Genomic DNA, 19,688 nt, shown 5'->3' on the forward strand with positions numbered 1-19,688 from the left:
TAAAATCCCCATACATCCCTTAGCGTCTCCCTGGGAATCCGGGAGGCATCTCCACGATGCCCGAACTCAGGGAGAGACAAGATGAACAAGCATTTCGACTATATCGTCGTGGGTGCCGGGTCGGCAGGATGCGTCCTGGCTCACCGGCTGATAGAGCAAACCGATGCCCGTGTGCTGCTGCTGGAAGCCGGCGGACAAGACAGCTCTCTGCTGGTGAGAATGCCCGCCGCCGTCGGCAAGGCGATTCCGATCAAGACCTGGGAGTACATGACGGCTCCCCACCCCGCGACGGGCAACCGCAGCATGTCCATCGCGCAAGGCAAGCTGCTGGGTGGCAGCAGCTCCGTCAATGGCATGGTCTACGTTCGCGGGCACCGGGAAGACTATGACCGCTGGGTCAGTGAATACGGCTGCGAAGGCTGGGGCTACGATGACCTTCTTCCCTGGTTCATCGAATCGGAAGGGAACGAGGCCCTCTCTTCCGAGTTGCACGGTACGCAGGGGCCGCTGAAGGTCAGCGAGAACCGCTATCGCCACCCTCTCACCCAGGCCTTCATTCGGTCGGGGCAGGAAATCGGCCTCCCCTATGTCAACGACTTCAACGACAACCTTCGCCAGGGCGTCGGCTACTACCAGACCACCACCTTCAAGGGAGAGCGCTGCAGTTCCGCCAAGGCCTATCTCGAGCCGGTCAAGCATAGCGCCCGCCTCACGGTCATCACCTCCGCACAGGTACAACGGCTTCTCTTCGAGGGCGATCGGGCGACAGGGCTGGTGGCGAGCATCAAGGGCGGAGAAGAGGTTCACTACCATGCCGGTCGCGAAGTCATCCTGTCCGCGGGCGCCATCGGTAGCCCACGCATCCTGATGCTATCGGGCATCGGCGATGCCTCGCACCTGGACGACCTCGGCATCGACTGCCGGGCCTCCCTGCCCGTTGGTGACAACCTGCAGGATCACATTCACCTCTCCATCAACGCCACCCTCAAGGACCCCCTCTCGCTGTATGGAGAAGATCGCGGCCTGAAGGCGCTGCGACACGGCGGCGAATGGCTGATGTTCCGGCGGGGACTGATGACGTCCAACATCCTGGAGGCCGGCGCCTTTCTCGATACGCAGGGAGAGGGGCGGTTCGATACGCAGATCCACTTCCTGCCGGCTCTCGATACCTGGGACGACCCCAACGGCATTGGTGAAGGCAAGACCCATGGCATAACGCTCAAGGTAGGGCACCTTCAGCCAAGCTCGCGCGGCCAGGTTCGCCTGACGGCGCCATCCCCGGATGCCCCTCTGGAGATCGACGCCTGTTTCCTGGAAGACCCGGAAGACCTCGAGGCTCAGGCCCGCGCGCTCAAGGCCGGCCTCGCCTTCCTCAAGGACACCTCGCTCGCCGCTCTCGTCGACGACATCTTCTCTCCCCCCGGAGCGGAGGCCATCATCGATTCCCCGAGCACCACCACGGCGCAGGTCGAGGCGTTCGTCCGCCAGTACTGCAAGACCACGTATCACCCGTCCGGCACCTGCCGCATGGGGCCATCCCCCGCCTCATCCGTCGTCGATACCCGGCTCAAGGTACATGGCCTCGAGGGGCTTCGCGTGATCGACTGCTCCGTCTTTCCCGCCTTGCCTCGTGGCAATACCAATGCGCCGACGATCGCTGTCGCCGAGAAGGCGGCCGCCATCGTCATCGATGACGCCCGTCGGGCCGACCATCCCCTGAGCGCGTAAGCCGCCCCGGAGCCTGGGAAATCGCGACATGCCGCTGCGGCCAGATGAGTGCATGTCGCCCCCATGGGGCGTGCTCCAGGCGTCGCGGGACTCGGTGCCGGTCGAAGCCAAGGCAGGGGCGGCGTCGACAGGGGGGTGCCTTGCGCGACATCAGCCATATGGCCGATATCTCGAGGTGGATGTGCCGTTTCAGAATCATGACGAGCTTGAGAGGTTCAACCTCGTCACATCCGGCTTCACAGGTATCACGATGAAAGATCCAGGAAACTACTACAAGACAACGACGAACTATGATTTGGATGCCGCCTTCCTGACCTCGGATCAAACAGCGGACGTCTGTGTCATCGGCGGCGGCTACACCGGGGTCAATACCGCCATCGAGCTGGCAGAGCGCGGGATCGACGTGGTGCTGCTGGAAGCCAACGAGATCGGCTGGGGCGGTTCCGGACGCAACGGCGGGCAGGTGATCTGCGGCATCGGGCATGAACCGGAGCTCATCAAGCAACACCTCTCCTCCGATGAGTTCTCGCAGCTCTTCGGCATGGGGCTGGAGGCCGTCCAGACGCTGAGGGGGCGTATCGACAAGTACGATATCCAGTGTGACTTCAACTGGGGATACTGTACGGTCGCCTACGATCAGAAGCGGCTTTCCGCCTTGAAGGAAATGCAGGACTTCCTGAAGCAGCAGGACTATCCCTTCGAGACGCGACTGCTGGAGGGCGACGCACTGCATCAGGTGGTCCGCGGCGAACCCTACGTCGGCGGGCTGCTGGATCGAGGATCAGGCTATCTGCACCCCCTCAATCTCGTTCAGGGCGAGGCCACGGCAGCCCAGGCGCTCGGCGTCCGCCTCTATCAGAACACGGCCGTAGAGCGGGTCGAGAAAGGCAACAAGGTCGTCGTGCATACGTCCGGCGGCAAGGTCACCGCGAATACGCTGGTCTATGCCTGCAATGCCTATCTGGACGGTCTCGAGTCGCACCTGGACGAGCGCTTCGTCACCACGAATGCCTTCAGCATCGCGACGGAACCCCTGACCGATGACCAGATACGGGCCTTCATGCCGGCACGCGCCGCGATATGCGACAACCGCCCCGTCATCGACTATTACCGTCTCAGCGCGGACAACCGGCTGTTGTTCGGCGGTGCCACGCATTTCCTCGAATACCTGCCGAGAGACCTGGAAGGGCACCTTCGCAAGAACCTGCGCAAGGTGTTCCCGCAACTTGCCGATATCGGGGTGGATCACGCCTGGAGCGGTCGCATGGCACTGGGCGCCAACCTCTTTCCACAGGTCGGCCAGCTGCCCGGCCACCCGAACATCTTCTTCGCCCAGGGATACGCCGGCTTCGGCGTGGCGCCCTCCCACCTGATCGCCAAGTCACTGGCCAAGGCCATCAGCGGTGAAGCGGGCCATTTCGACATCCTTTCCAGAGTCAAGCATTCGAGGATACTCGCCGCTCGCCCTCTCAATGCACTCTGGGTCACTGGTGGAAAGTGCTGGCACCAGATCGAGGCCAAGCTTCACTGACCCGCCCCGGACGCGGATGCCATGTCTCGACATGGACGATCCACCAACTCAGCACGACACGAGGAGAGACAACATGCTGGTGCTCAACGAAACGGCCAACAATACCGCGCTTGCCGCCTTCGGCAGTGTCGCGAACCTGGGGGCCAAGGTACTGGAAGGAGACCCTCAAGCCAGCGGTGCCGCCCTGGTGGGACAGGAAGGCGCCCCCCAGATCCTTGGCATCTTCGCCTGCACCCGGGGTCGGTTCCAGGTGGATCACGACTTTGCCGAACATGCCACCCTGGTCAAGGGCCGCGTCACGCTGGTGGATAACGTCAGCGGTGAACGCAGAACCTTCGAACCTGGAGAGGCCTGGTACATCGCAAAGGGAGAGAATCTGGAGTGGATCATCGAGTCCGATGAGATGATCAAGCACTATCTGGCGATCTTCTGATCGATCAGAGACCGCCCGGCCTTCGATGCCTGAACGCCGGGCGGCCGAACGATGTCAGTGGCACCGTTGCTGTGAATAGAGCAAGGAAGCGATCTCCGCCTTGCCGTTGACCTGCATCTTCTCGGAGATGTGCTGAAGATGCGTCTTGATCGTGGAAAGGCTGCAGCAGAGATCCGTCGCCATGCGCTTGTTGGGCAGCCCCTGCAGCACCAGCTCCACGACCAGTCGCTCCCTGGGCGTCAGGTGAAACTCGTCACAGATGTCGCCAAGATCACGCTGGCGGGGCGCCTCGAGGCAGGCCTCCAGCGAGAACTGCATGAAGCCCTGCAGACGTTCCACCTTCTTCATGTCCGCGCTCGACAGCGACCCTCGATGGGGCCCCATGAAGAGCGTCATCCCCGCCGCTATGCGCCCGCCGACATGCAGATAGACTTCCACCGTCTCCAGAATCCCCCAACGCTTGAAGAAGTCGGCATAGTAAGGATTCTCCTGCCTTTTCTTCAGCGAGACCGCCTCGCTGGAACGCAGGACCCGGTCGGCATGACGCCTGACATGGTGGGGATGAAGAGGATCGTGATGCTGGAAGTGGTCGATGTAATCCCTCTGCATGCCCGCCTGAACGCCGTGATGCTTCAGGCCGAACATCCGAGAGCGGCGATCCACCATATAGGATGCCGCCCGCGGCACATCGAAGACATCGACCAGGGTTTTCAGGCATTCGTCCTGGAGCGAGGACAGGCTGGACGGCTGAGAGAGCATGTTCTTCATTTCCACCTCGCAACGCGCATTCTTGTTCCTGGCCACGGCTTCCCGATACACCGCCATCGAGGGCCCGCCTCGCTAGAGAAACAGCAAGGAAAGCGCCGGGATGCTCACCAGCAGCCCGATACGCAGCGCATCCGCGACCAGGAAGGGCACGATGCCGCGACTGACGGTGCCCAGCGACGTCCCGGCCCCGTACTTCTGGACGATGAACAGGTTCATGCCCATGGGCGGCGTGATCAGGCCGATCTCCACCACCATCAGCGCGATGATGCCGAACCAGATCGACTTGCCCGTGGCATCCAGGCCGAACAGGTCCAGCCCCAGGACGATGGGGTAGAAGATCGGGATCGTCAGCAGGATCATCGACAGGGAGTCCATCACGCAGCCGAGCAGCAGGTAGACCACCAGGATGCACAGCAGGACGCTCAGCGGTGCCAGGCCACTGCCCATCACCCAGTCGGCCAGCTCGACGGGCAGCTGACTCAGCGCGAGCCCGCTGTTGAGCAGGTCGGCCCCCAGCACCACCAGATAGATCATGGCCGTCGCCTCGGCGGTGCCGATCAGGCTCCGATAGAAACCCGCGCCGCGCATGCCGCCGCGCACGAAGGCGTAGCCACCACAGGCGGCGGCACCGATCGAGGCCGCCTCGGTGAGGTTGGCCCAGCCGCCGTAGATGCCGAAGATGACCACGACGAAGATCAGCATGACCGGCACCACCTCCCAGAGGGCGTCCAGCCGCTCGCGCCAGTCATGCCGCGGCGCCCGCGGGGCGTCGCGCATGGTGCGGGTCGCGACCAGCCGGATCACCACCATGTAGCCCAGCATGGCGATCAGCCCGGGGACCACGGCGGCCATGAACAGCTTGGCGATCGATTCCTGGGTCAGCACGGCGTAGATGATCAGGGGCACCGACGGCGGAATGAGGATGCCCAAGGTGCCCGCCGCGGCGACGGTACCGGCGGCCAGGCGCTTGTCGTAATGGTGGCGTTCCAGCTCGGGCAGGGCGACCTGGCTCATCGTCGTCGCCGTCGCCAGCGACGACCCGCAGATGGCACCGAAGCCGGCACAGGCGCCGGCCGCCGACATCGCCAGCCCGCCTCGCCAGTGGCCGATGAAGGCCGAGGCGGCCCGGAACAGGGCCCGCGACAGTCCCCCATGGATCGCGAACTGCCCCATCAGCACGAACAACGGGATGACCGCCAGGTCGTAGCTCGAGAAGCGCGCGTAGACCAGGTTGTTGAGGGTGAAGAGCAGCGCATTGGTATCACCCTCGTTGACGATCAGGTAGCAGCCCACCCCCGCCAGGAGCATCCCCACGCCGACATGAATGCGCAGCCCCAGCATGACCATCAGGGCCGCCAGGACGATCGCCCCGATTTCCAGTCCACTCATGGATTCACCTCACGACCGTCGTCGGACCGCCGGGCACGGACACTCGTCGCGCCTCGATACAGTGCATTCAGGACCAGCAGCACCAGGCCCGGCACCATGGCGAACTGCGGTATCCACAGCGGCACGCCCAGCATGGTGCTGATGGAGCCGTAGCTGTAGCTGTCGGCCGCCATCAGCGCCGTGCGCCAGGCCAGCAGGGCAGCGATCCCCGCCAGCGCGACATGACTCACGGCGAGCAGCCAGCGATTGACCGCCGGCCTGAAGAGGCCGGCGACCAGGTCCACCCGGATATGGTGGTCATTCATCTCGCAGAGGGGCAGGAAGGCCGTCACGGCGACGGCGATCAGCATCTGCAGCAGTTCGATATCACCGGGAATCGGGGCGGCGAACAGCTTGCGGCCGACCAGCGAGACGAGTGACATCGCGATCAGCGCCAGGACGATGGCGCCTCCCGCCAGCGCGAAACCGATCGAGAGGCGCCGCAACACTCTTTCCATCTTCACTACCCTCGTGACCCGAGTTCCACCAGGAAGCGCCCTGCTCATTGCAGGTCCGGCGCCTTCTCTTCGACGATCTGCCGCAGCCCCTCGACCAGCGACTGCCGATCGATACCGCCGTCGTTCGACGCCGCCCAGTCATCGATGATCGAACGCGAGGCCTCGCGCATGGCGGCGTATTCTTCCTCCCCCAGCGTGATCACCGTGTGATCGTCATTGGCGACGATATCGCCGCGCACCGACTCGATAGCCCGATCCCAGGACTCGCCGAAGCGGACAGACAGCTCACGTCCGCTGAGGTCGTCCAGGATCTGGCGCAGATCGTCAGGCATCCGCTCGTAGCTGCGCTGATTCATCAGCATCGCCAGGGTAGTGACGGTCGGCGTCGCCTGATCGTCGGCCGTCTGGGTGTGATAGTGGGTCACTTCGTCCAGCTTGGTCGGCGGCACGACCTCCCAGACCGCCATGGCACCGTCGATGACGCCCTTGGCCAGGGTGTCGGCGATCTGTGCCGGCGGCATGCTGACCGGCGTTCCGCCCAGGGCGTCGATCAGCTCCGAGGCCATCCGTGTCGACGCCCTGATCCGCAGCCCCTCCATGTCGGCCATGTCGCTGACGCCGGTGTCGGCGGTATGAATGCTGCCGCCGCCATCGCTGTGGAGCGCCAGCACCTTGTAATCCGCGAAATCCTCCTGGGCATGTTGCTGGTAGAAATCCCAGGCGATCTCGCTGCCATCGACGCCGCCGTCAGGCAGCATGAAGGGCAGCTCCAGCGCCTCGCTGCGCGGGAAACGCCCGGCCGAATAGCCGAGCGCGGTCCAGGTGATATCGATCACGCCATTGCGCACCATGTCGGGCAGCTGCGCAGGCGCGCCCCCCAGCTGCATCGAGGGATAGATCTGACACTGGATCCGCTCTTCGGACCGGCGTTCCAGGTCATCGCACCAGGGCTCGATGACGTCCTGCTGGGCATTGGACATGGCGGGCAGGGGGTGCATGATGCGCAAGGTCACCGTATCGGCGGCCAGGACCGCCGGTGATGCCAGGGCGGCGCCCATCGTCAGTGACGCGAACAGTCGTTTGCTTGTTGTATTCATGATGTCTCGCCTCTCATCGATCATCGATGACGACCTGCGTCGTCGCTCCCGGCTTCATTAATATTTTAACGTTAATAACTTAACGTTTTTTAGCAGCCCCGGGGCTGCCGGTCAAACGCTCTCCCGACGCCTTGCCTCCCATCCGGAAGACGCCATTTACACGAATAAAAACAACCATCTACATTCAAGAAAAGAACAGCCATACACGGTGAACGCCCCTGCCGCCGTAGACCAATGTCTATAGGAAGGATCACGGACCTGGCCGAAAACCGTCGCTTCGAGATGAGGCCAGCCAAGCCCCCCATGAGCGACCAAGGTCTAAGACTCCCCCGTGAAAAGTACAATTTCTCCTCCGGAAAACACCTGTGCGCCCTGTGAGCGGTGAGTGAGGATGGCAGATGTCCTGACACCGGCCTGTCTCGAGCCGGAAGCGCTCGAGCGGCCACCACGGTCAGCCTCGGTGGTGCGCTCTCGCGACCCGACGGCCGGCCCGAAGAACAAACGAGGAGAGAGAAGATGCAATTCCATCATCACGGTTACGTATCCGGCGACCCCCGCATCGAGGCGGCCGCCGGCAGCGGCATCGATCGCCCCGACACCCTGCCGGAACACGTCGACGTGCTGATCGTCGGGGGCGGCCCGGCGGGCATGATCGCCGCCGCCCAGCTGGCGCAGTTCCCGAACATCACCACGCGGATCGTCGACCGCCGTCCCGGCCGGCTGGAAATCGGCCAGGCCGACGGCATCCAGGCCCGCAGCGTCGAGACCTTCCAGGCATTCCGCTTCGCCGGGCGGATCACCGAGGAAGCCTACCGGATCAGCGAGATGGCCTTCTGGGCACCGGACCCGGAGCGGCCGGCGAGCATCGCTCGCTCCTCCGTGGCCCTCGACGATGACGGCGGAAGGATCAGCGAGTTCCCGCACCTGATCGTCAACCAGGCCCGCGTGCTGGACTACTTCGCCGAGTTCGCCAAAAACTCGCCGGCCCGGCTGGAGCCCGACTACGGCCTGCAGTTCCTGGGGCTCGACATCGATCATGGCGAGGAATACCCGATCACCGTGACGCTGCAGCATGTCGCGGGCGAGCAGGAAGGACAGCAACGCACGGTCAAGGCCAGGTACGTGGTGGGCTGCGATGGGGCGCACAGCGGCGTGCGCAAGGCGATCGGGCGCAAGCACCTGGGCAAGGTGGCCAACCACGCCTGGGGCGTGATGGACGTGCTCGCGGAGACCGACTTCCCGGACATCCGCACCAAGTGCGCCATCCAGTCCGCCAGCGGCGGCAGCATCCTGCTCATTCCACGTGAAGGCGGTCACCTGTTCCGGATGTACGTCGATCTCGGCGAGGTGGCCGAGGACGACAACCGCCAGATTCGAAAAACCACCCTGGAAGCCACCGTCGCCAAGGCCAACCAGATCCTGCATCCCTACACCCTGGAGGTGAAGGACTGCGCCTGGTACACCGTCTACGAGGTGGGCCACCGCGTCACCGACAAGTTCGACGACGTGCCCACCGAGGAAGAGGGGACGCGCATGCCGCGCGTCTTCATCGCCGGCGACGCCTGCCATACCCACAGCGCCAAGGCCGGCCAGGGCATGAACGTCTCCATGCAGGACGGCTTCAACATCGCCTGGAAGCTGGGGCATGTGCTCACCGGCATCGCCCCGGAATCCCTGCTGGGCACCTACTCCAGCGAGCGCCAGGAGGTCGCCCAGAACCTGATCGATTTCGACCGGGAGTGGTCCAGCCTGATGGCCAAGCCCGCCGAGGAGTTCGAGGATCCCCAGGAGCTGGCGGACTTCTATGTCAAGACCGCCGAGTTCCCGGCCGGCTTCATGACCGAGTACCGGGAGTCGATGATCACCGGCAACACGGCACATCAGTCTCTGGCGACCGGCTTCCCGGTAGGCAAGCGATTCAAGTCGGCGCCGGTCATGCGAGTCTGCGACGGCAACCCCGTGCACCTGGGGCATCACGCCACGGCCGACGGCCGCTGGCGCGTCTATGCCTTCGCCGACAGCGCCCGTGCCGGCGAGGATTCCCGCCTGGCCGCCTGGGCCGAGTGGCTGCTGAACTCCCCGGACTCGCCGGTGGTGAAGCACACCCCGGCGGGCGGCGACCTGGACGGCCTGTTCGACGTCAAGGCGATCTACCAGCAGCCCCATGGCGAGGTCGAACACGGGCCGACGATCCCCGACATCTTCATGCCGAAGGTCGGTCCCTTCCAGCTGACCGACTACGAGAAGGTCTACGCCATCGATCCCGAGGCGGACATCTTCGAGGCCCGCGGCATCGACCGCCAGGGTGCCGTCGTCGTGGTACGACCCGATCAGTACGTCTCGCTGGTGCTGCCCCTGGACGCCATGGAAGAACTGGCCGCGTTCTTCGACAAGGCCATGGGCACGGCATGACACTCGAGCTTCACGCAGGCCGCATCCGGCCCTGACGGCCGGATATCGTGCCTGCCCCGGGCGGCGCCCTCTGGGGCGCCGCCCGTCGTCGCACCGTCCCCCTCCCCGCGAGTTAGTCAGTCAGGCCCTGCGACAACGGCCTGACGCCTCGATCCCCGTCATGCGCCCTTCTTTCCCACGCGCCCTTTTTCCCATGCGGCCCCTTGCCCATGCGCACGGCGACAGAGCCCCGCTTCGACCTTCGTCGTGCATGACCTTCGTCGTACATCCCGCAGGGGACAGACAGTCCGTCGCCTTCTTGTCATCTTGTGCTCCATCAGGGCTTCTCGCATGAGCCGGTATCGTGGGAAACACAACAAAGGCGAAGCCCGAGAATGCATCAGGGGGGAAGTATGAGCTTGTCTAGAAAAGACCATTTCGCGTTGAAGGTGACCCGGCGCATCGCGGAAGCGAAGGATGTCACGGTACTGGAGCTATGCGACCCGAATGGACGCCCGCTACCCGGCTTTTCTCCGGGGGCACACCTGGAGGTCAAGTTGAACGGTTCTCTTGTCCGCCATTATTCCCTTCTCAACGACAGCCGGGAAAACCACCGCTATGTGATCGGCGTGGGTCTGAGTGCGGAGAGCGCCGGTGGCTCAAGCTACATTCATGGTCATGTGCGTGAAGGCGATACCCTGACGGTATCCTCGCCTCGCAACAATTTCCCGCTGGAGACGTCTGCCGAGCGCTATTGCTTCATCGCCGGCGGCATTGGCATCACTCCGATCCTGAGCATGGTGAGATGGTGCATCAACAACGGCAAGGAATGGCGCCTGTTTTACACGACCCGCAGTCGGCAGCGCGCGGCATTCTACGAAGAGCTCCAATCACTGGGAGCCTCCGCGGAACAGCTCAACTTCCACTTCAATGACGAGCATTCGGGTGCCTTTCTTGAGCTGGACGACATCGCCAGCCAGATGGCTCCCGACGAGCACGTATACTGCTGCGGCCCGGACCCGCTCATGCAGAACGTCAAGAGGGTCATGGCCGATCACCCCGGTGAACAGGTGCATTTCGAGTGGTTCAGTGCCCCCGAAGTACCGGTTCAGGAAAGCAGCGACGACGCCCCGCAAGACGGATTCGACGTCATACTTCGCGAAAGTGGACGCACCATTCGTGTCCAGCAGGACGAGAGCATCCTCGAGGCACTGGAGGACCAGGGCGTCGAGGTGCCTTGTTCGTGTCGTGCCGGCATCTGCCGCACCTGTGAGACGACCGTTATCTCCGGCACACCGGATCATCGGGACTTCGTCCTCTCGGAAGAAGAAAAGGCCAGCGGAGATACCATGCTGATCTGCGTATCTCGTGCCAAAAGCGCCTCACTGGAAATCGATCTTTAACTAGCGAAAGTCGAGAGGAGTCATCATGACCCGTCCTTCACCGAAAATGATCGCCAGCACCCGCAAGGCAAGCAGCCGGATGGCGGATCGCGACACGCCGTTCATTTACAACGAGTGGTACGTCGGCGCCTTCTCCAGCGAGATACAGCGCGAGCTCCTGGCCCGCACGCTCCTGGGAAAACGCGTCGTCTTCTACCGGACGGAGGGCGGCAGCCCGGTCGCCTTGGAAGACCGCTGCCCGCACCGCTCCTTCCCGCTGTCGGAAAGCCACCTCGAAGGCGACACGATCGTCTGTGGCTATCATGGCTTCCGCTATGACAGCCAGGGGGATCTGATCGAAGTCCCCTCGCAGAAAGAATGCCCCCGGGGCGTGGGCATCCATCGCTATCCTGTCGTGGAAAAGGGTCAGGTGGTGTGGATCTGGATGGGCGATCCGGAGCTGGCCGACGAGTCTCGCATCCCGCGACAGGCCTGGATGGAAGATGAGAACTGGGAATGCTCGTCCGGCTACCTGTATCACAAAGGCAACTATGTCAGCATGCATGAGAACCTCATGGACCTGACGCACCTGTCCTATTTGCATGCCGACACCATTGGCACGCCGGACTATGCGCGTGCACCGTATGAAGTCCAGCTTGACGAGGGCAATTACAAGCTGACACGGAATGTGGTGCCCACCACGCTGTCACCTGTCTGGGGAAAGAGCACCGGACTCGATGATCGCGATACCGCCGCCCGGATCATCACCTCCGAGTTCATCTCTCCTGCACTGCACCGTGTCAGCGGGAAGTTCTATGACTCGGCGCTCCCGGAGGAGGAGCGGGAGGAATTCCAGATTTGCACGGCCCACATCCTGACGCCCGAAACCCAAGGCACCATGCATTACTTCCTGGTTCATGGCCGGGATTTCGCGACCCAGGACGAGGAGATCACGGAGTTCATGCATGAACAGCTCTTCGCGGCCTTTCACGAAGATGTCGTCGGACTGGGGATTCTGGAAGAGAGGCTGGTAGAGCACGACGAATCCGTATACGAGGTGTCGGTCGCCAGTGACGCCCCTGCCATCGCCACCAGGACGTACCTCAAGAAGCGCGCCATGGAAGAGAATGATGCCGAGGCGATCGCATAAGCCACGGGCCAAAGCATCGTCCAAGGTCAACAAGGGTGCCCAGCAAAAAGGCCATAGTGAAAGTCAAATGAAGCCTGACTGGGCATCCAATATGGTATATCGTGCTACGCTCTTCTACCCTCTACTCAAGAGCACTTTCCTTGCCGGACCTGCCTCTCCGTTCGCCTTATTTCGTTACTGACGGTTCGCAAGGGCGTCAATGGCTCATCATGGCAAACAGCTGATTCCTGTAGTTGATTCCCAGTTTGGAGAAGGCGCGATTGCGTAGTGTCTTGACCGTCGATTCCTTGACGCCCCTCTCCGCAGCAATACCCGCATACGTCATCCCTTTCAGCATCAACAGACAGACTTCCAGCTCCTTGTCGGTCAGGTCCGGACACCGTTGTCGCAGCATCGCTGCCGCATTGTGTTCACTCTGGGACGCTTCACCGCGTATGGCCATGTGCCCCTTCACAAGCTGGAGTAGGGCCGGCGCCAGGCGCTCGAAGGCCTCGACCTCCTGATCCCTGAAGAATCCGCTTTCGGCATGCCGATAGAGGTTGAACAACACGGGGGTGCCTTGAGCATCCAGGCTCAGTGCCGACAGCCTCGCGTTCATGCCATTGTCGTGGTAAATGGCTTTCCGATAAGGCAGAAAGTCAATGTCTTCCGCCAGCATGTGTCCCACCTGGAGCTGGTTCACTCTCAAGTGATCCTCATGCATGCGCAAGAGCAGAGGGTCATGATTCTGATAGTCGTAATGGTGATAGGCTTGCCAGCATCGCCAGACCAGGTCGGCATCATGATGCCGTGTGCCGGCCATCAGCAGCGTGGGGTGGGGCCTGTCCAGCCGGATCATGGAGAAATGCTGGGACTGAACCCAATGCTCCAGGCACTCCAGCAATGACGACGAAAAGAACTCGTCCCCCATGTTCGCAATCAATCTTGTCAAGGGTTGCAGATCTTGCGCCCTGCCAGGGTCGCTGTTCCACAGATCACTCATCGCTAGCCTCAGGGTCGTCGTGTCTTTATTCTTTTATGTCGGTCTTTTCGACTTGACCGGCTGAATGCAGCCGCTCGTCAACGCAAGGGCTTCACCGGCCCTGCCCTCCATCAAACGCATTGGCTGCCATGGCGTGCCCGGCCAATCGCTTTATCTTGATACCTCATGTACGCGGCTGCGGCAGCGTCGGATGGGGCTTCGGCGAACTCATCCGTCACCACTGATAATGGCACCTTGTCGCGCGGCTCCGCCAGGCAGGGTCAACAGCAACCCCACCAGGCTGCCCAGCCCGCAGCCGGCCACGACCACGCCCATGGCCAGTGGCGTGCCGTCATGCAGCACACTGGTCAGCGCACTCATCAGTGCCCCCAGACCAAACTGGCCGGCGACGGCCAGCCCGGCGGCGGTACCGGCCAGCGAAGGGTAGAGCCCCATCAGGCTGGCGATGCTGTTGGCACCCAGCAGGCCGGTCACGCCGATGAAGAAGAACAGCCCGACCACGATGGCGGGCAGCCCTCCCCAATCGTGGAAGGTGATCACTCCCAGCGCCCCTCCCGACACGGCCGCCACGCCGACGCCCAAGGCCAGCAATCGCTGGGCACCGATGCGTGTCACCAGCCTGGCATTGAGCGACGTGAAGAGGATGACCGATACGATGTTGAGCCCGAACAGCCCGGCATACTGCCGCGGGCTGACGCCGAAGACATCGATGTAAACGAAGGGAGAGGCCGTCAGGTAAGCGAACATGCCGGCGAAGGACAGTCCCATGCACAGCATGTAACCGACGGCGCGGCGACTGCCCAGCACGGCCAGATAGCCGTTAAGGAAGCCGCCCGGACGAGAGGCCTGCGAGCGGCCGTCATGGCTCTCGGGCAACCAGAGCATCACCGCCAGACCGCTGAGTATCGCGTATACCGCCAGGAAGGCAAAGATGCTTCGCCAGTCGCCCACCTCCATCAGCAGGCTCCCGAGCAGGGGTGCCACCAGGGTCGCCAGCATCGTGACCAGGTGCATCAGTGACAGCGTCCCGGCGGCGGCTTCGACGGGAAACAGGTCACGGACTATCGCCCGCGCCAGCACCGACGCCGCCGCACCTCCCAGGGCCTGGAAGGCCCGCCAGAACAGGAGCTGATCCACGGACTGGCTCAGGAAGCAGCCCAGAGTCGCCAGCACATACAGCCCGATGCCGAAGAGCAGCGGCCGGCGACGCCCCAGGCGATCGGACAAGGGGCCGTAAAGCAGCATGCCGACGCTGAAGCCGATCAGGAAAAAGCTGATGGTTCTCTGGACCCGGGCCTCGCTGTCTGCCAGGGCCTCGGCGATCACCGGCAGGCTGGGCAGGTACATGTCGATCGACAGCGGGCCGAAGGCCACGAGCCCGGCCAGCAGCACGATGAGAAAGCGCGGGGGAGAAGCTTGATATCTCGAGGTGGTCATGAGGGCCATCGGCTCCTTGCGGGTCGGGAAAGACGGGGCTCGGCACCCGTGGCCGGCCCCCGTGACGTCGGCGCAGGCACTCGCTCAATGCGTCGAGCTGCCTTGCCGGTAACGGGACGGCGTCACTCCGGCGTGGCGGGCAAAGAACCGGCTGAAATAGCCGGGATCGTTGAACCCTAACCGGTAGCCGATCTCGTTGACCGAGGCCGTGGTGAAGATCAGCAGCCGCCGCGCCTCCTGCATCAGGCGATCGTGGACCAGCCATTTGCTGGGCTTGCCGGCGGTACGCCGACAGATCTCGTTCAGCCGGCTCTCGGTGACGCCCAGGGCATCGGCATAGCGGGCCAGCACCCAGTGCTGCGCAAAGTGCTCTTCTATCAGCCTCTGGAAGCGCTGGAACACGGCGAGGTCCTCATGACGCACCGGCTGTGCGGGCAAGGCACTGCTCGCCAGCCGGAACAGGCCGATGAAGATCAGCCGGGTCAGCGTCTGCATGGCCAGGGCACGACCGGGCCGCGCCTCGTCGAACTCGCGGCGCAGCTCGTCGAACAGCATCTCCACGCGTGCCACCTCGGCGGCATGGCGCCCGCCGAGCCGGCCCGTGGCCACGCACAGCGGTGTCACCGCGTGCACGTCGCCAAGCTCGCCGCTCTCTTCTAGCAGGTCCCAGACCAGCTGCTGGCGAACGGTCAGCACATGGCCATCGCAGCCCTCCTCGATGACGAAGGCGTGGGTCACCGTCGGCGGGGTGAGGAAGAACATCGGCGCCTGCAGATGGAACTGCCGCTCGTCCAGATACCCCCGAACCATGCCACTCTTGACGTAGTGCACCTGGAAGAAGCGGTCGTGGCGATGCGCCGGCGAATTGTGGCCGAAAAACTCCGCCATGCGCCCCAGCGCATCGTAGTGCACCTCCGCATCGGCGTAGCGCTGGTCATAGACCTCACCGATATCGATGTTGGGTATCGACGAACCCGGCATGGCACTCCCTCCTTCGCGTCCGAAGCCGCCTGGCGCGAGGTGAAAAGCGCCGTTGACTTCATGAATATGTTAACCTATAACGTGAATATGTTAACGACTTAGTGATCGCCGCGTCTCCTGCTTTCGTCTAAGTCGCCGTCCCCAACTGTCAGGAGGAGCCAGGTCTTGCCGCATCTGAGAATCGAATACTCGCCCGGGCTGGCCGAACGCGCCGATATCGATGCCGTCTGCCGGGCCGCCTACACGGCGATGAAGGAGGCGGGCATCTTTCCGCTGGCCGGCATCCGCGTGCGCGCCTTCGCCGCCGACCACTGCATCGTCGCCGACGATCTGGCCGACAACGACTTCGCCGCCCTGACCCTGTCGGTGGGCGCCGGACGCGACAAGCCGGCCCTGCAGGCCGCCGGCGATCGCATCTTCACGGCCGTCCAGGCCGCCCTGGCGACGCCGCTGGCGACGCCTCACTTCGCCCTGTCGCTGGAGATCCGCGTCATCGACCCGGACCTGAGCTGGAAGGACACCCCGATTCACGCCCGACTCTCGAACCATCAATAAAGGAAGGAACACCATGAGTACGCTGAACGACAATCTGTCACGCGCCGAAGCCTACCTGACACGTTTCCGCGAAGAGGGCGTGTTGAACCACATCGACGGCGAGTCCGTGCCGTCCGCCTCCGGCAAGACCTTCGAGACGCTGTCTCCGGTCGACCTCAAGCCCCTCGCCACGGTCACCCGCGGCGATGCCGGCGACATCGACCGCGCCGTCGCGGCCGCCAACAAGGCCTTCAAGACCTGGAGCAAGATGCCAGGCAAGGAGCGTCGCGCCATCCTGATCCGGGTCGCCGAGGCGATCGAGGCGCGCGCCGAGGAGATCGCCTTCACCGAGTGCCTGGACACCGGCCAGGCCCTGCGCTTCATGGAGAAGGCCGCGATTCGCGGTGCCGCCAACTTCCGCTTCTTCGCCGACAAGGCGCCGGAGGCCGAGGACGGTCAGGCGCTGCGCAACGCCAACCAGATGAACGTGACCTCGCGTCGTCCGCTGGGTCCGGTGGGCGTCATCACGCCCTGGAACACCCCGTTCATGCTGTCGACCTGGAAGATCGCCCCGGCGCTGGCCTCCGGCTGCACCGTGGTCCACAAGCCCGCCGAGTTCTCGCCGATGACCGCCAAGCTGCTGGTCGAGATCGCCGAGGAAGCCGGCCTGCCCAAGGGCGTGCTCAACCTGGTCAACGGCTTCGGCGAGGACGCCGGCAAGGCGCTGACCGAGCATCCGGACATCAAGGCGATCGCCTTCGTCGGCGAGAGCCGCACCGGTCAGATGATCATGGCCCAGGCCGCGCCCACCCTGAAGCGCTTCCACTTCGAGCTGGGCGGCAAGAACCCGGTCATCGTGTTCGACGACGCCGACCTGGAGCGCGCCGTCGACGCCGCCAGCTTCATGATCTACTCGCTCAACGGCGAGCGCTGCACCTCTTCTTCCCGGCTGCTGGTTCAGGACTCGATCTACGAGGACTTCACCCGTCGCGTCGCCGAGGTGGCCAACAACATCAAGGTCGGCCACCCGCTCGACCCCGAGACCGTGGTCGGCCCGCTGATCCACCCCGAGCACGAGGAAAAGGTGCTGTCGTACTTCGCCAAGGCGCGTGAAGAAGGCGCCACCATCGCCGCCGGCGGCGAGAAGGTCGGCGAGGAAGGCTGCTTCGTGCGCCCGACCCTGTTCACCGACGCCACCAACGACATGACCGTCGCCCAGGAAGAGATCTTCGGGCCGGTGCTGACCGCCATCCCGTTCAAGGACGAGGACGAGGCCCTGCGCCTGGCCAACGACACCCAGTACGGCCTGTCCGCCTACCTGTGGACCAACGACCTGAACCGGGCCATGCGCATGACCGACGAGCTGGAAGCCGGAATGATGTGGGTGAACTCGGAGAACGTCCGCCACCTGCCGGCCCCGTTCGGCGGCGTCAAGGCCTCCGGTATCGGCCGCGACGGCGGTGACTGGTCCTTCGACTTCTACATGGAAACCGTCAACGTCGCCTTCCCGCGCCAGGTCCACCAGGTGCCGAAGCTCGGCTGATGCCCCGCGAGCCCCGGGCAGACGCCCGGGGCACAGCGCCCCGATCCGACAGGCCGCTGCCCGAACGCAGCGATCTCGGCAATACTGACAGCGGCGACTCCGGCTTCGACGGATCGCCAGGAGAATGCTCATGACCCACTCCATCCCCGCCCGTCTCGCGGCCTTCCACGCCAACGGCGCCGACCGCTACGGCGTGGTCACCGATGACGGCATCATCGACCTGACGCCGGAATTCGGCCAGCGCTTCCCGGGCCTCAAGGACGTCATCGAGGCCGGCGCCCTGGACGAACTGCTCCACGCCGCCGAAGGCCGCGCCCCCTCCTATCGCGAGGAGGACGTGACCTTCCTGATCCCGATCGCCAATCCGGAGAAACTGCTCTGCGTCGGCGTCAACTTCCCCTCGCGCAACGAGGAATACAAGGACGGCCAGGCCGCGCCGAGCAAGCCGTCGCTGTTCATCCGTTTCCCGCGCAGCTTCGTCGGCCACAACGAGAACATCGTGCGCCCGCCCGAGAGCGAACAGCTCGACTATGAAGGCGAGGTGACCATCGTGATCGGCAAGGGCGGCCGCCGCATCGCCCGCGAGAAGGCCTACGAGCACATCGCCGCCCTGACGCTGTGCAACGAAGGCACGATTCGCGACTGGGTGCGTCATGCCAAGTTCAACGTCACCCAGGGCAAGAACTTCGATGCCACCGGCGCCATCGGTCCGTGGCTGGTGCCCTTCCGCTCGGCCGACCAGCTGGACGACATCGAACTGACCACCCGGGTCAACGGCGAAGTGCGCCAGCAGGACCGCACCTCGCGGATGATGTTCGACTTCCGCTACATCGTCAGCTACGTCTCCACATTCACCACCCTGGTGCCGGGTGACGTCATCGTCTGCGGCACGCCCACCGGCGCCGGCGCCCGTTTCGAGCCGCCGATCTGGCTGAAGCCCGGCGACGTGGTCGAGGTCGAGGCCGAAGGCATCGGCAAGCTGGTCAACGGCGTGGAGGACGAATGATGACCCTGACGCCCGATCAGGTCGCCTCGGCCGCCGAGGCGCTGCTCGCCGCCGAGGCGACGCGCGAACAGATCGGCCTGCTGTCGCTCGCCCACCCGGGCATGACCCTGGATGACGCCTATGCCATCCAGGCCGCCCAGATGGACCAGAAGCTCGCCCAGGGGCGGGAGATCATCGGTTGGAAGATCGGCCTGACCTCCAAGGTGATGCAGGATGCGCTCGGCATCGACACCCCCGACAGCGGGGTGCTCTACGACGACATGCGTTTCGACGACGGCGCCACCATCCCCGAGACGCGCTTCATCCAGCCGCGCATCGAGGCCGAGATCGCCTTCGTCATGAAGGCGCCGCTGGAAGGCGAGGTCACCCGCGAGGACGTGCTCGCCGCCACCGACTACGTGGCGCCGGCGATCGAGATCCTCGATACCCGGGTCCTGCGCAAGGATCCCGACACCGGCCGGCCCCGCGCCATCTTCGACACGGTATCGGACAACGCCGCCAACGCCGGCATCGTCATGGGCCAGGAGCGCCACGCCCCCGATGCCTTCGACCTGCGCTGGGTCGGCACCATCGTCAAGCAGAACGAGGCGGTGGCGGCGACCGGCCTGGGCGCCGGCGTGCTGGACGACCCGGTCACCGGTCTGATCTGGCTGGCCCGGCGCATGGCCACCTATGGCCAGCGGATCGAGGCCGGCCAGGTGGTGCTGTCGGGCTCCTTCATCGGCCCCATCGAGTGCCCCCCGGGCACGGACATTCATGCCGACTACGGCCCCTTCGGATCGGTGCGCCTGCACTTCGCGTGACCGCGGCCGCTCAAGCCACAACCTTGGAGACACACC

General features: G+C 64.0%; 17 protein-coding genes. 10 read left to right on the top strand and 7 right to left on the bottom strand.

The window, feature by feature from the left end; translation table 11 throughout:
• Positions 1 to 81 precede the first annotated feature (81 nt).
• The 3 genes from CVH10_RS05685 to CVH10_RS05695 all read left to right on the top strand — a co-directional run bounded on the left by CVH10_RS05685 (position 82) and on the right by CVH10_RS05695 (position 3,692).
• Positions 82 to 1,728 (top strand): GMC family oxidoreductase, encoded by a 1,647-nt coding sequence (locus CVH10_RS05685; protein ID WP_106488064.1) that lies wholly within the window; start codon positions 82 to 84, stop codon positions 1,726 to 1,728.
• A gap of 28 nt (positions 1,729 to 1,756) precedes the next feature.
• Positions 1,757 to 3,259, top strand: a complete 1,503-nt coding sequence (locus CVH10_RS05690; RefSeq protein ID WP_106488065.1) for an FAD-binding oxidoreductase — start codon at positions 1,757 to 1,759, stop codon at positions 3,257 to 3,259.
• A 73-nt stretch (positions 3,260 to 3,332) separates the two neighbouring features.
• The gene (locus CVH10_RS05695; RefSeq protein ID WP_106488066.1) at positions 3,333 to 3,692 is read left to right on the top strand and encodes a cupin domain-containing protein; all 360 of its coding nucleotides are present in this window, start codon (positions 3,333 to 3,335) and stop codon (positions 3,690 to 3,692) included.
• A gap of 54 nt (positions 3,693 to 3,746) precedes the next feature.
• Here CVH10_RS05695 and CVH10_RS05700 read toward each other — a convergent pair whose 3' ends face one another.
• Genes CVH10_RS05700 through CVH10_RS05715 form a run of 4 tightly spaced genes read right to left on the bottom strand, consistent with a single transcriptional unit; the run spans position 3,747 to position 7,443 of the window.
• A complete protein-coding gene (locus tag CVH10_RS05700) occupies positions 3,747 to 4,517 on the bottom strand; it encodes a helix-turn-helix transcriptional regulator (protein WP_106488067.1) in 771 nt (256 codons plus the stop codon).
• 15 nt (positions 4,518 to 4,532) lie between these two features.
• Positions 4,533 to 5,849 (bottom strand): TRAP transporter large permease, encoded by a 1,317-nt coding sequence (locus CVH10_RS05705; protein WP_106488068.1) that lies wholly within the window; start codon positions 5,847 to 5,849, stop codon positions 4,533 to 4,535.
• Positions 5,846 to 6,346 carry a TRAP transporter small permease gene (locus CVH10_RS05710; RefSeq protein ID WP_106488069.1) on the bottom strand — a complete coding sequence of 167 codons (501 nt, stop codon included), beginning with the start codon at positions 6,344 to 6,346 and terminating at the stop codon, positions 5,846 to 5,848. Before CVH10_RS05710 ends, CVH10_RS05705 begins: the two co-directional genes overlap by 4 nt.
• Before the next feature lie 44 nt (positions 6,347 to 6,390).
• Positions 6,391 to 7,443 (bottom strand): TRAP transporter substrate-binding protein, encoded by a 1,053-nt coding sequence (locus tag CVH10_RS05715; protein WP_106488202.1) that lies wholly within the window; start codon positions 7,441 to 7,443, stop codon positions 6,391 to 6,393.
• A 516-nt stretch (positions 7,444 to 7,959) separates the two neighbouring features.
• Here CVH10_RS05715 and CVH10_RS05720 point away from each other — a divergent pair.
• The 3 genes from CVH10_RS05720 to CVH10_RS05730 all read left to right on the top strand — a co-directional run bounded on the left by CVH10_RS05720 (position 7,960) and on the right by CVH10_RS05730 (position 12,366).
• The gene (locus tag CVH10_RS05720; protein WP_106488070.1) at positions 7,960 to 9,855 is read left to right on the top strand and encodes an FAD-binding monooxygenase; all 1,896 of its coding nucleotides are present in this window, start codon (positions 7,960 to 7,962) and stop codon (positions 9,853 to 9,855) included.
• A gap of 392 nt (positions 9,856 to 10,247) precedes the next feature.
• The gene (locus CVH10_RS05725) at positions 10,248 to 11,237 is read left to right on the top strand and encodes a PDR/VanB family oxidoreductase (RefSeq protein ID WP_106488203.1); all 990 of its coding nucleotides are present in this window, start codon (positions 10,248 to 10,250) and stop codon (positions 11,235 to 11,237) included.
• Between the two features lie 25 nt (positions 11,238 to 11,262).
• Positions 11,263 to 12,366, top strand: coding sequence for an aromatic ring-hydroxylating dioxygenase subunit alpha (locus CVH10_RS05730; RefSeq protein ID WP_106488071.1), 1,104 nt, complete (start codon positions 11,263 to 11,265; stop codon positions 12,364 to 12,366).
• A 196-nt stretch (positions 12,367 to 12,562) separates the two neighbouring features.
• On the opposite strand, the gene CVH10_RS05735 is transcribed toward CVH10_RS05730, so the two are convergent.
• The 3 genes from CVH10_RS05735 to hpaA all read right to left on the bottom strand — a co-directional run bounded on the left by CVH10_RS05735 (position 12,563) and on the right by hpaA (position 15,766).
• Positions 12,563 to 13,348, bottom strand: coding sequence for a helix-turn-helix transcriptional regulator (locus CVH10_RS05735; RefSeq protein WP_106488072.1), 786 nt, complete (start codon positions 13,346 to 13,348; stop codon positions 12,563 to 12,565).
• A gap of 207 nt (positions 13,349 to 13,555) precedes the next feature.
• Positions 13,556 to 14,740, bottom strand: a complete 1,185-nt coding sequence (locus CVH10_RS05740) for a Bcr/CflA family multidrug efflux MFS transporter (protein ID WP_369335737.1) — start codon at positions 14,738 to 14,740, stop codon at positions 13,556 to 13,558.
• A gap of 129 nt (positions 14,741 to 14,869) precedes the next feature.
• Positions 14,870 to 15,766 carry a 4-hydroxyphenylacetate catabolism regulatory protein HpaA gene (gene hpaA / locus CVH10_RS05745; RefSeq protein WP_046079005.1) on the bottom strand — a complete coding sequence of 299 codons (897 nt, stop codon included), beginning with the start codon at positions 15,764 to 15,766 and terminating at the stop codon, positions 14,870 to 14,872.
• Positions 15,767 to 15,931: 165 nt separating this feature from the next.
• Here hpaA and CVH10_RS05750 point away from each other — a divergent pair, with 165 nt between their 5' ends.
• From CVH10_RS05750 to hpaH, 4 genes are all read left to right on the top strand, one after another.
• Positions 15,932 to 16,321 (top strand): 5-carboxymethyl-2-hydroxymuconate Delta-isomerase, encoded by a 390-nt coding sequence (locus CVH10_RS05750; protein ID WP_106488073.1) that lies wholly within the window; start codon positions 15,932 to 15,934, stop codon positions 16,319 to 16,321.
• Between the two features lie 13 nt (positions 16,322 to 16,334).
• Complete coding sequence (hpaE, locus tag CVH10_RS05755) at positions 16,335 to 17,843, top strand: 5-carboxymethyl-2-hydroxymuconate semialdehyde dehydrogenase (RefSeq protein ID WP_046079003.1); 1,509 nt, start codon at positions 16,335 to 16,337, stop codon at positions 17,841 to 17,843.
• A gap of 130 nt (positions 17,844 to 17,973) precedes the next feature.
• The gene (locus CVH10_RS05760; protein WP_106488074.1) at positions 17,974 to 18,849 is read left to right on the top strand and encodes a fumarylacetoacetate hydrolase family protein; all 876 of its coding nucleotides are present in this window, start codon (positions 17,974 to 17,976) and stop codon (positions 18,847 to 18,849) included.
• Positions 18,846 to 19,652 (top strand): 2-oxo-hept-4-ene-1,7-dioate hydratase, encoded by an 807-nt coding sequence (hpaH, locus tag CVH10_RS05765; protein ID WP_369335738.1) that lies wholly within the window; start codon positions 18,846 to 18,848, stop codon positions 19,650 to 19,652. The genes CVH10_RS05760 and hpaH overlap by 4 nt, the downstream gene beginning before the upstream one ends.
• Positions 19,653 to 19,688: the final 36 nt, after the last annotated feature.

Source organism: Halomonas sp. ND22Bw (assembly GCF_003011945.1).
Classification (GTDB): Bacteria; Pseudomonadota; Gammaproteobacteria; order Pseudomonadales; family Halomonadaceae; genus Halomonas; species Halomonas halophila.

Bases quoted from the DNA above. Each gene is read 5' to 3' on its own strand.
- CVH10_RS05725 (WP_106488203.1), top strand. From the start codon at position 10,248: ATGAGCTTGTCTAGAAAAGACCATTTCGCGTTGAAGGTGACCCGGCGC.
- CVH10_RS05760 (WP_106488074.1), top strand. From the start codon at position 17,974: ATGACCCACTCCATCCCCGCCCGTCTCGCGGCCTTCCACGCCAACGGC.
- hpaH (WP_369335738.1), top strand. From the start codon at position 18,846: ATGATGACCCTGACGCCCGATCAGGTCGCCTCGGCCGCCGAGGCGCTG.
- CVH10_RS05705 (WP_106488068.1), bottom strand. From the start codon at position 5,849: ATGAGTGGACTGGAAATCGGGGCGATCGTCCTGGCGGCCCTGATGGTC.
- CVH10_RS05735 (WP_106488072.1), bottom strand. From the start codon at position 13,348: ATGAGTGATCTGTGGAACAGCGACCCTGGCAGGGCGCAAGATCTGCAA.
- CVH10_RS05730 (WP_106488071.1), top strand. From the start codon at position 11,263: ATGACCCGTCCTTCACCGAAAATGATCGCCAGCACCCGCAAGGCAAGC.
- CVH10_RS05695 (WP_106488066.1), top strand. From the start codon at position 3,333: ATGCTGGTGCTCAACGAAACGGCCAACAATACCGCGCTTGCCGCCTTC.
- hpaE (WP_046079003.1), top strand. From the start codon at position 16,335: ATGAGTACGCTGAACGACAATCTGTCACGCGCCGAAGCCTACCTGACA.
- CVH10_RS05715 (WP_106488202.1), bottom strand. From the start codon at position 7,443: ATGAATACAACAAGCAAACGACTGTTCGCGTCACTGACGATGGGCGCC.
- CVH10_RS05685 (WP_106488064.1), top strand. From the start codon at position 82: ATGAACAAGCATTTCGACTATATCGTCGTGGGTGCCGGGTCGGCAGGA.
- CVH10_RS05700 (WP_106488067.1), bottom strand. From the start codon at position 4,517: ATGGCGGTGTATCGGGAAGCCGTGGCCAGGAACAAGAATGCGCGTTGC.
- CVH10_RS05720 (WP_106488070.1), top strand. From the start codon at position 7,960: ATGCAATTCCATCATCACGGTTACGTATCCGGCGACCCCCGCATCGAG.
- hpaA (WP_046079005.1), bottom strand. From the start codon at position 15,766: ATGCCGGGTTCGTCGATACCCAACATCGATATCGGTGAGGTCTATGAC.
- CVH10_RS05690 (WP_106488065.1), top strand. From the start codon at position 1,757: ATGCCGCTGCGGCCAGATGAGTGCATGTCGCCCCCATGGGGCGTGCTC.
- CVH10_RS05710 (WP_106488069.1), bottom strand. From the start codon at position 6,346: ATGGAAAGAGTGTTGCGGCGCCTCTCGATCGGTTTCGCGCTGGCGGGA.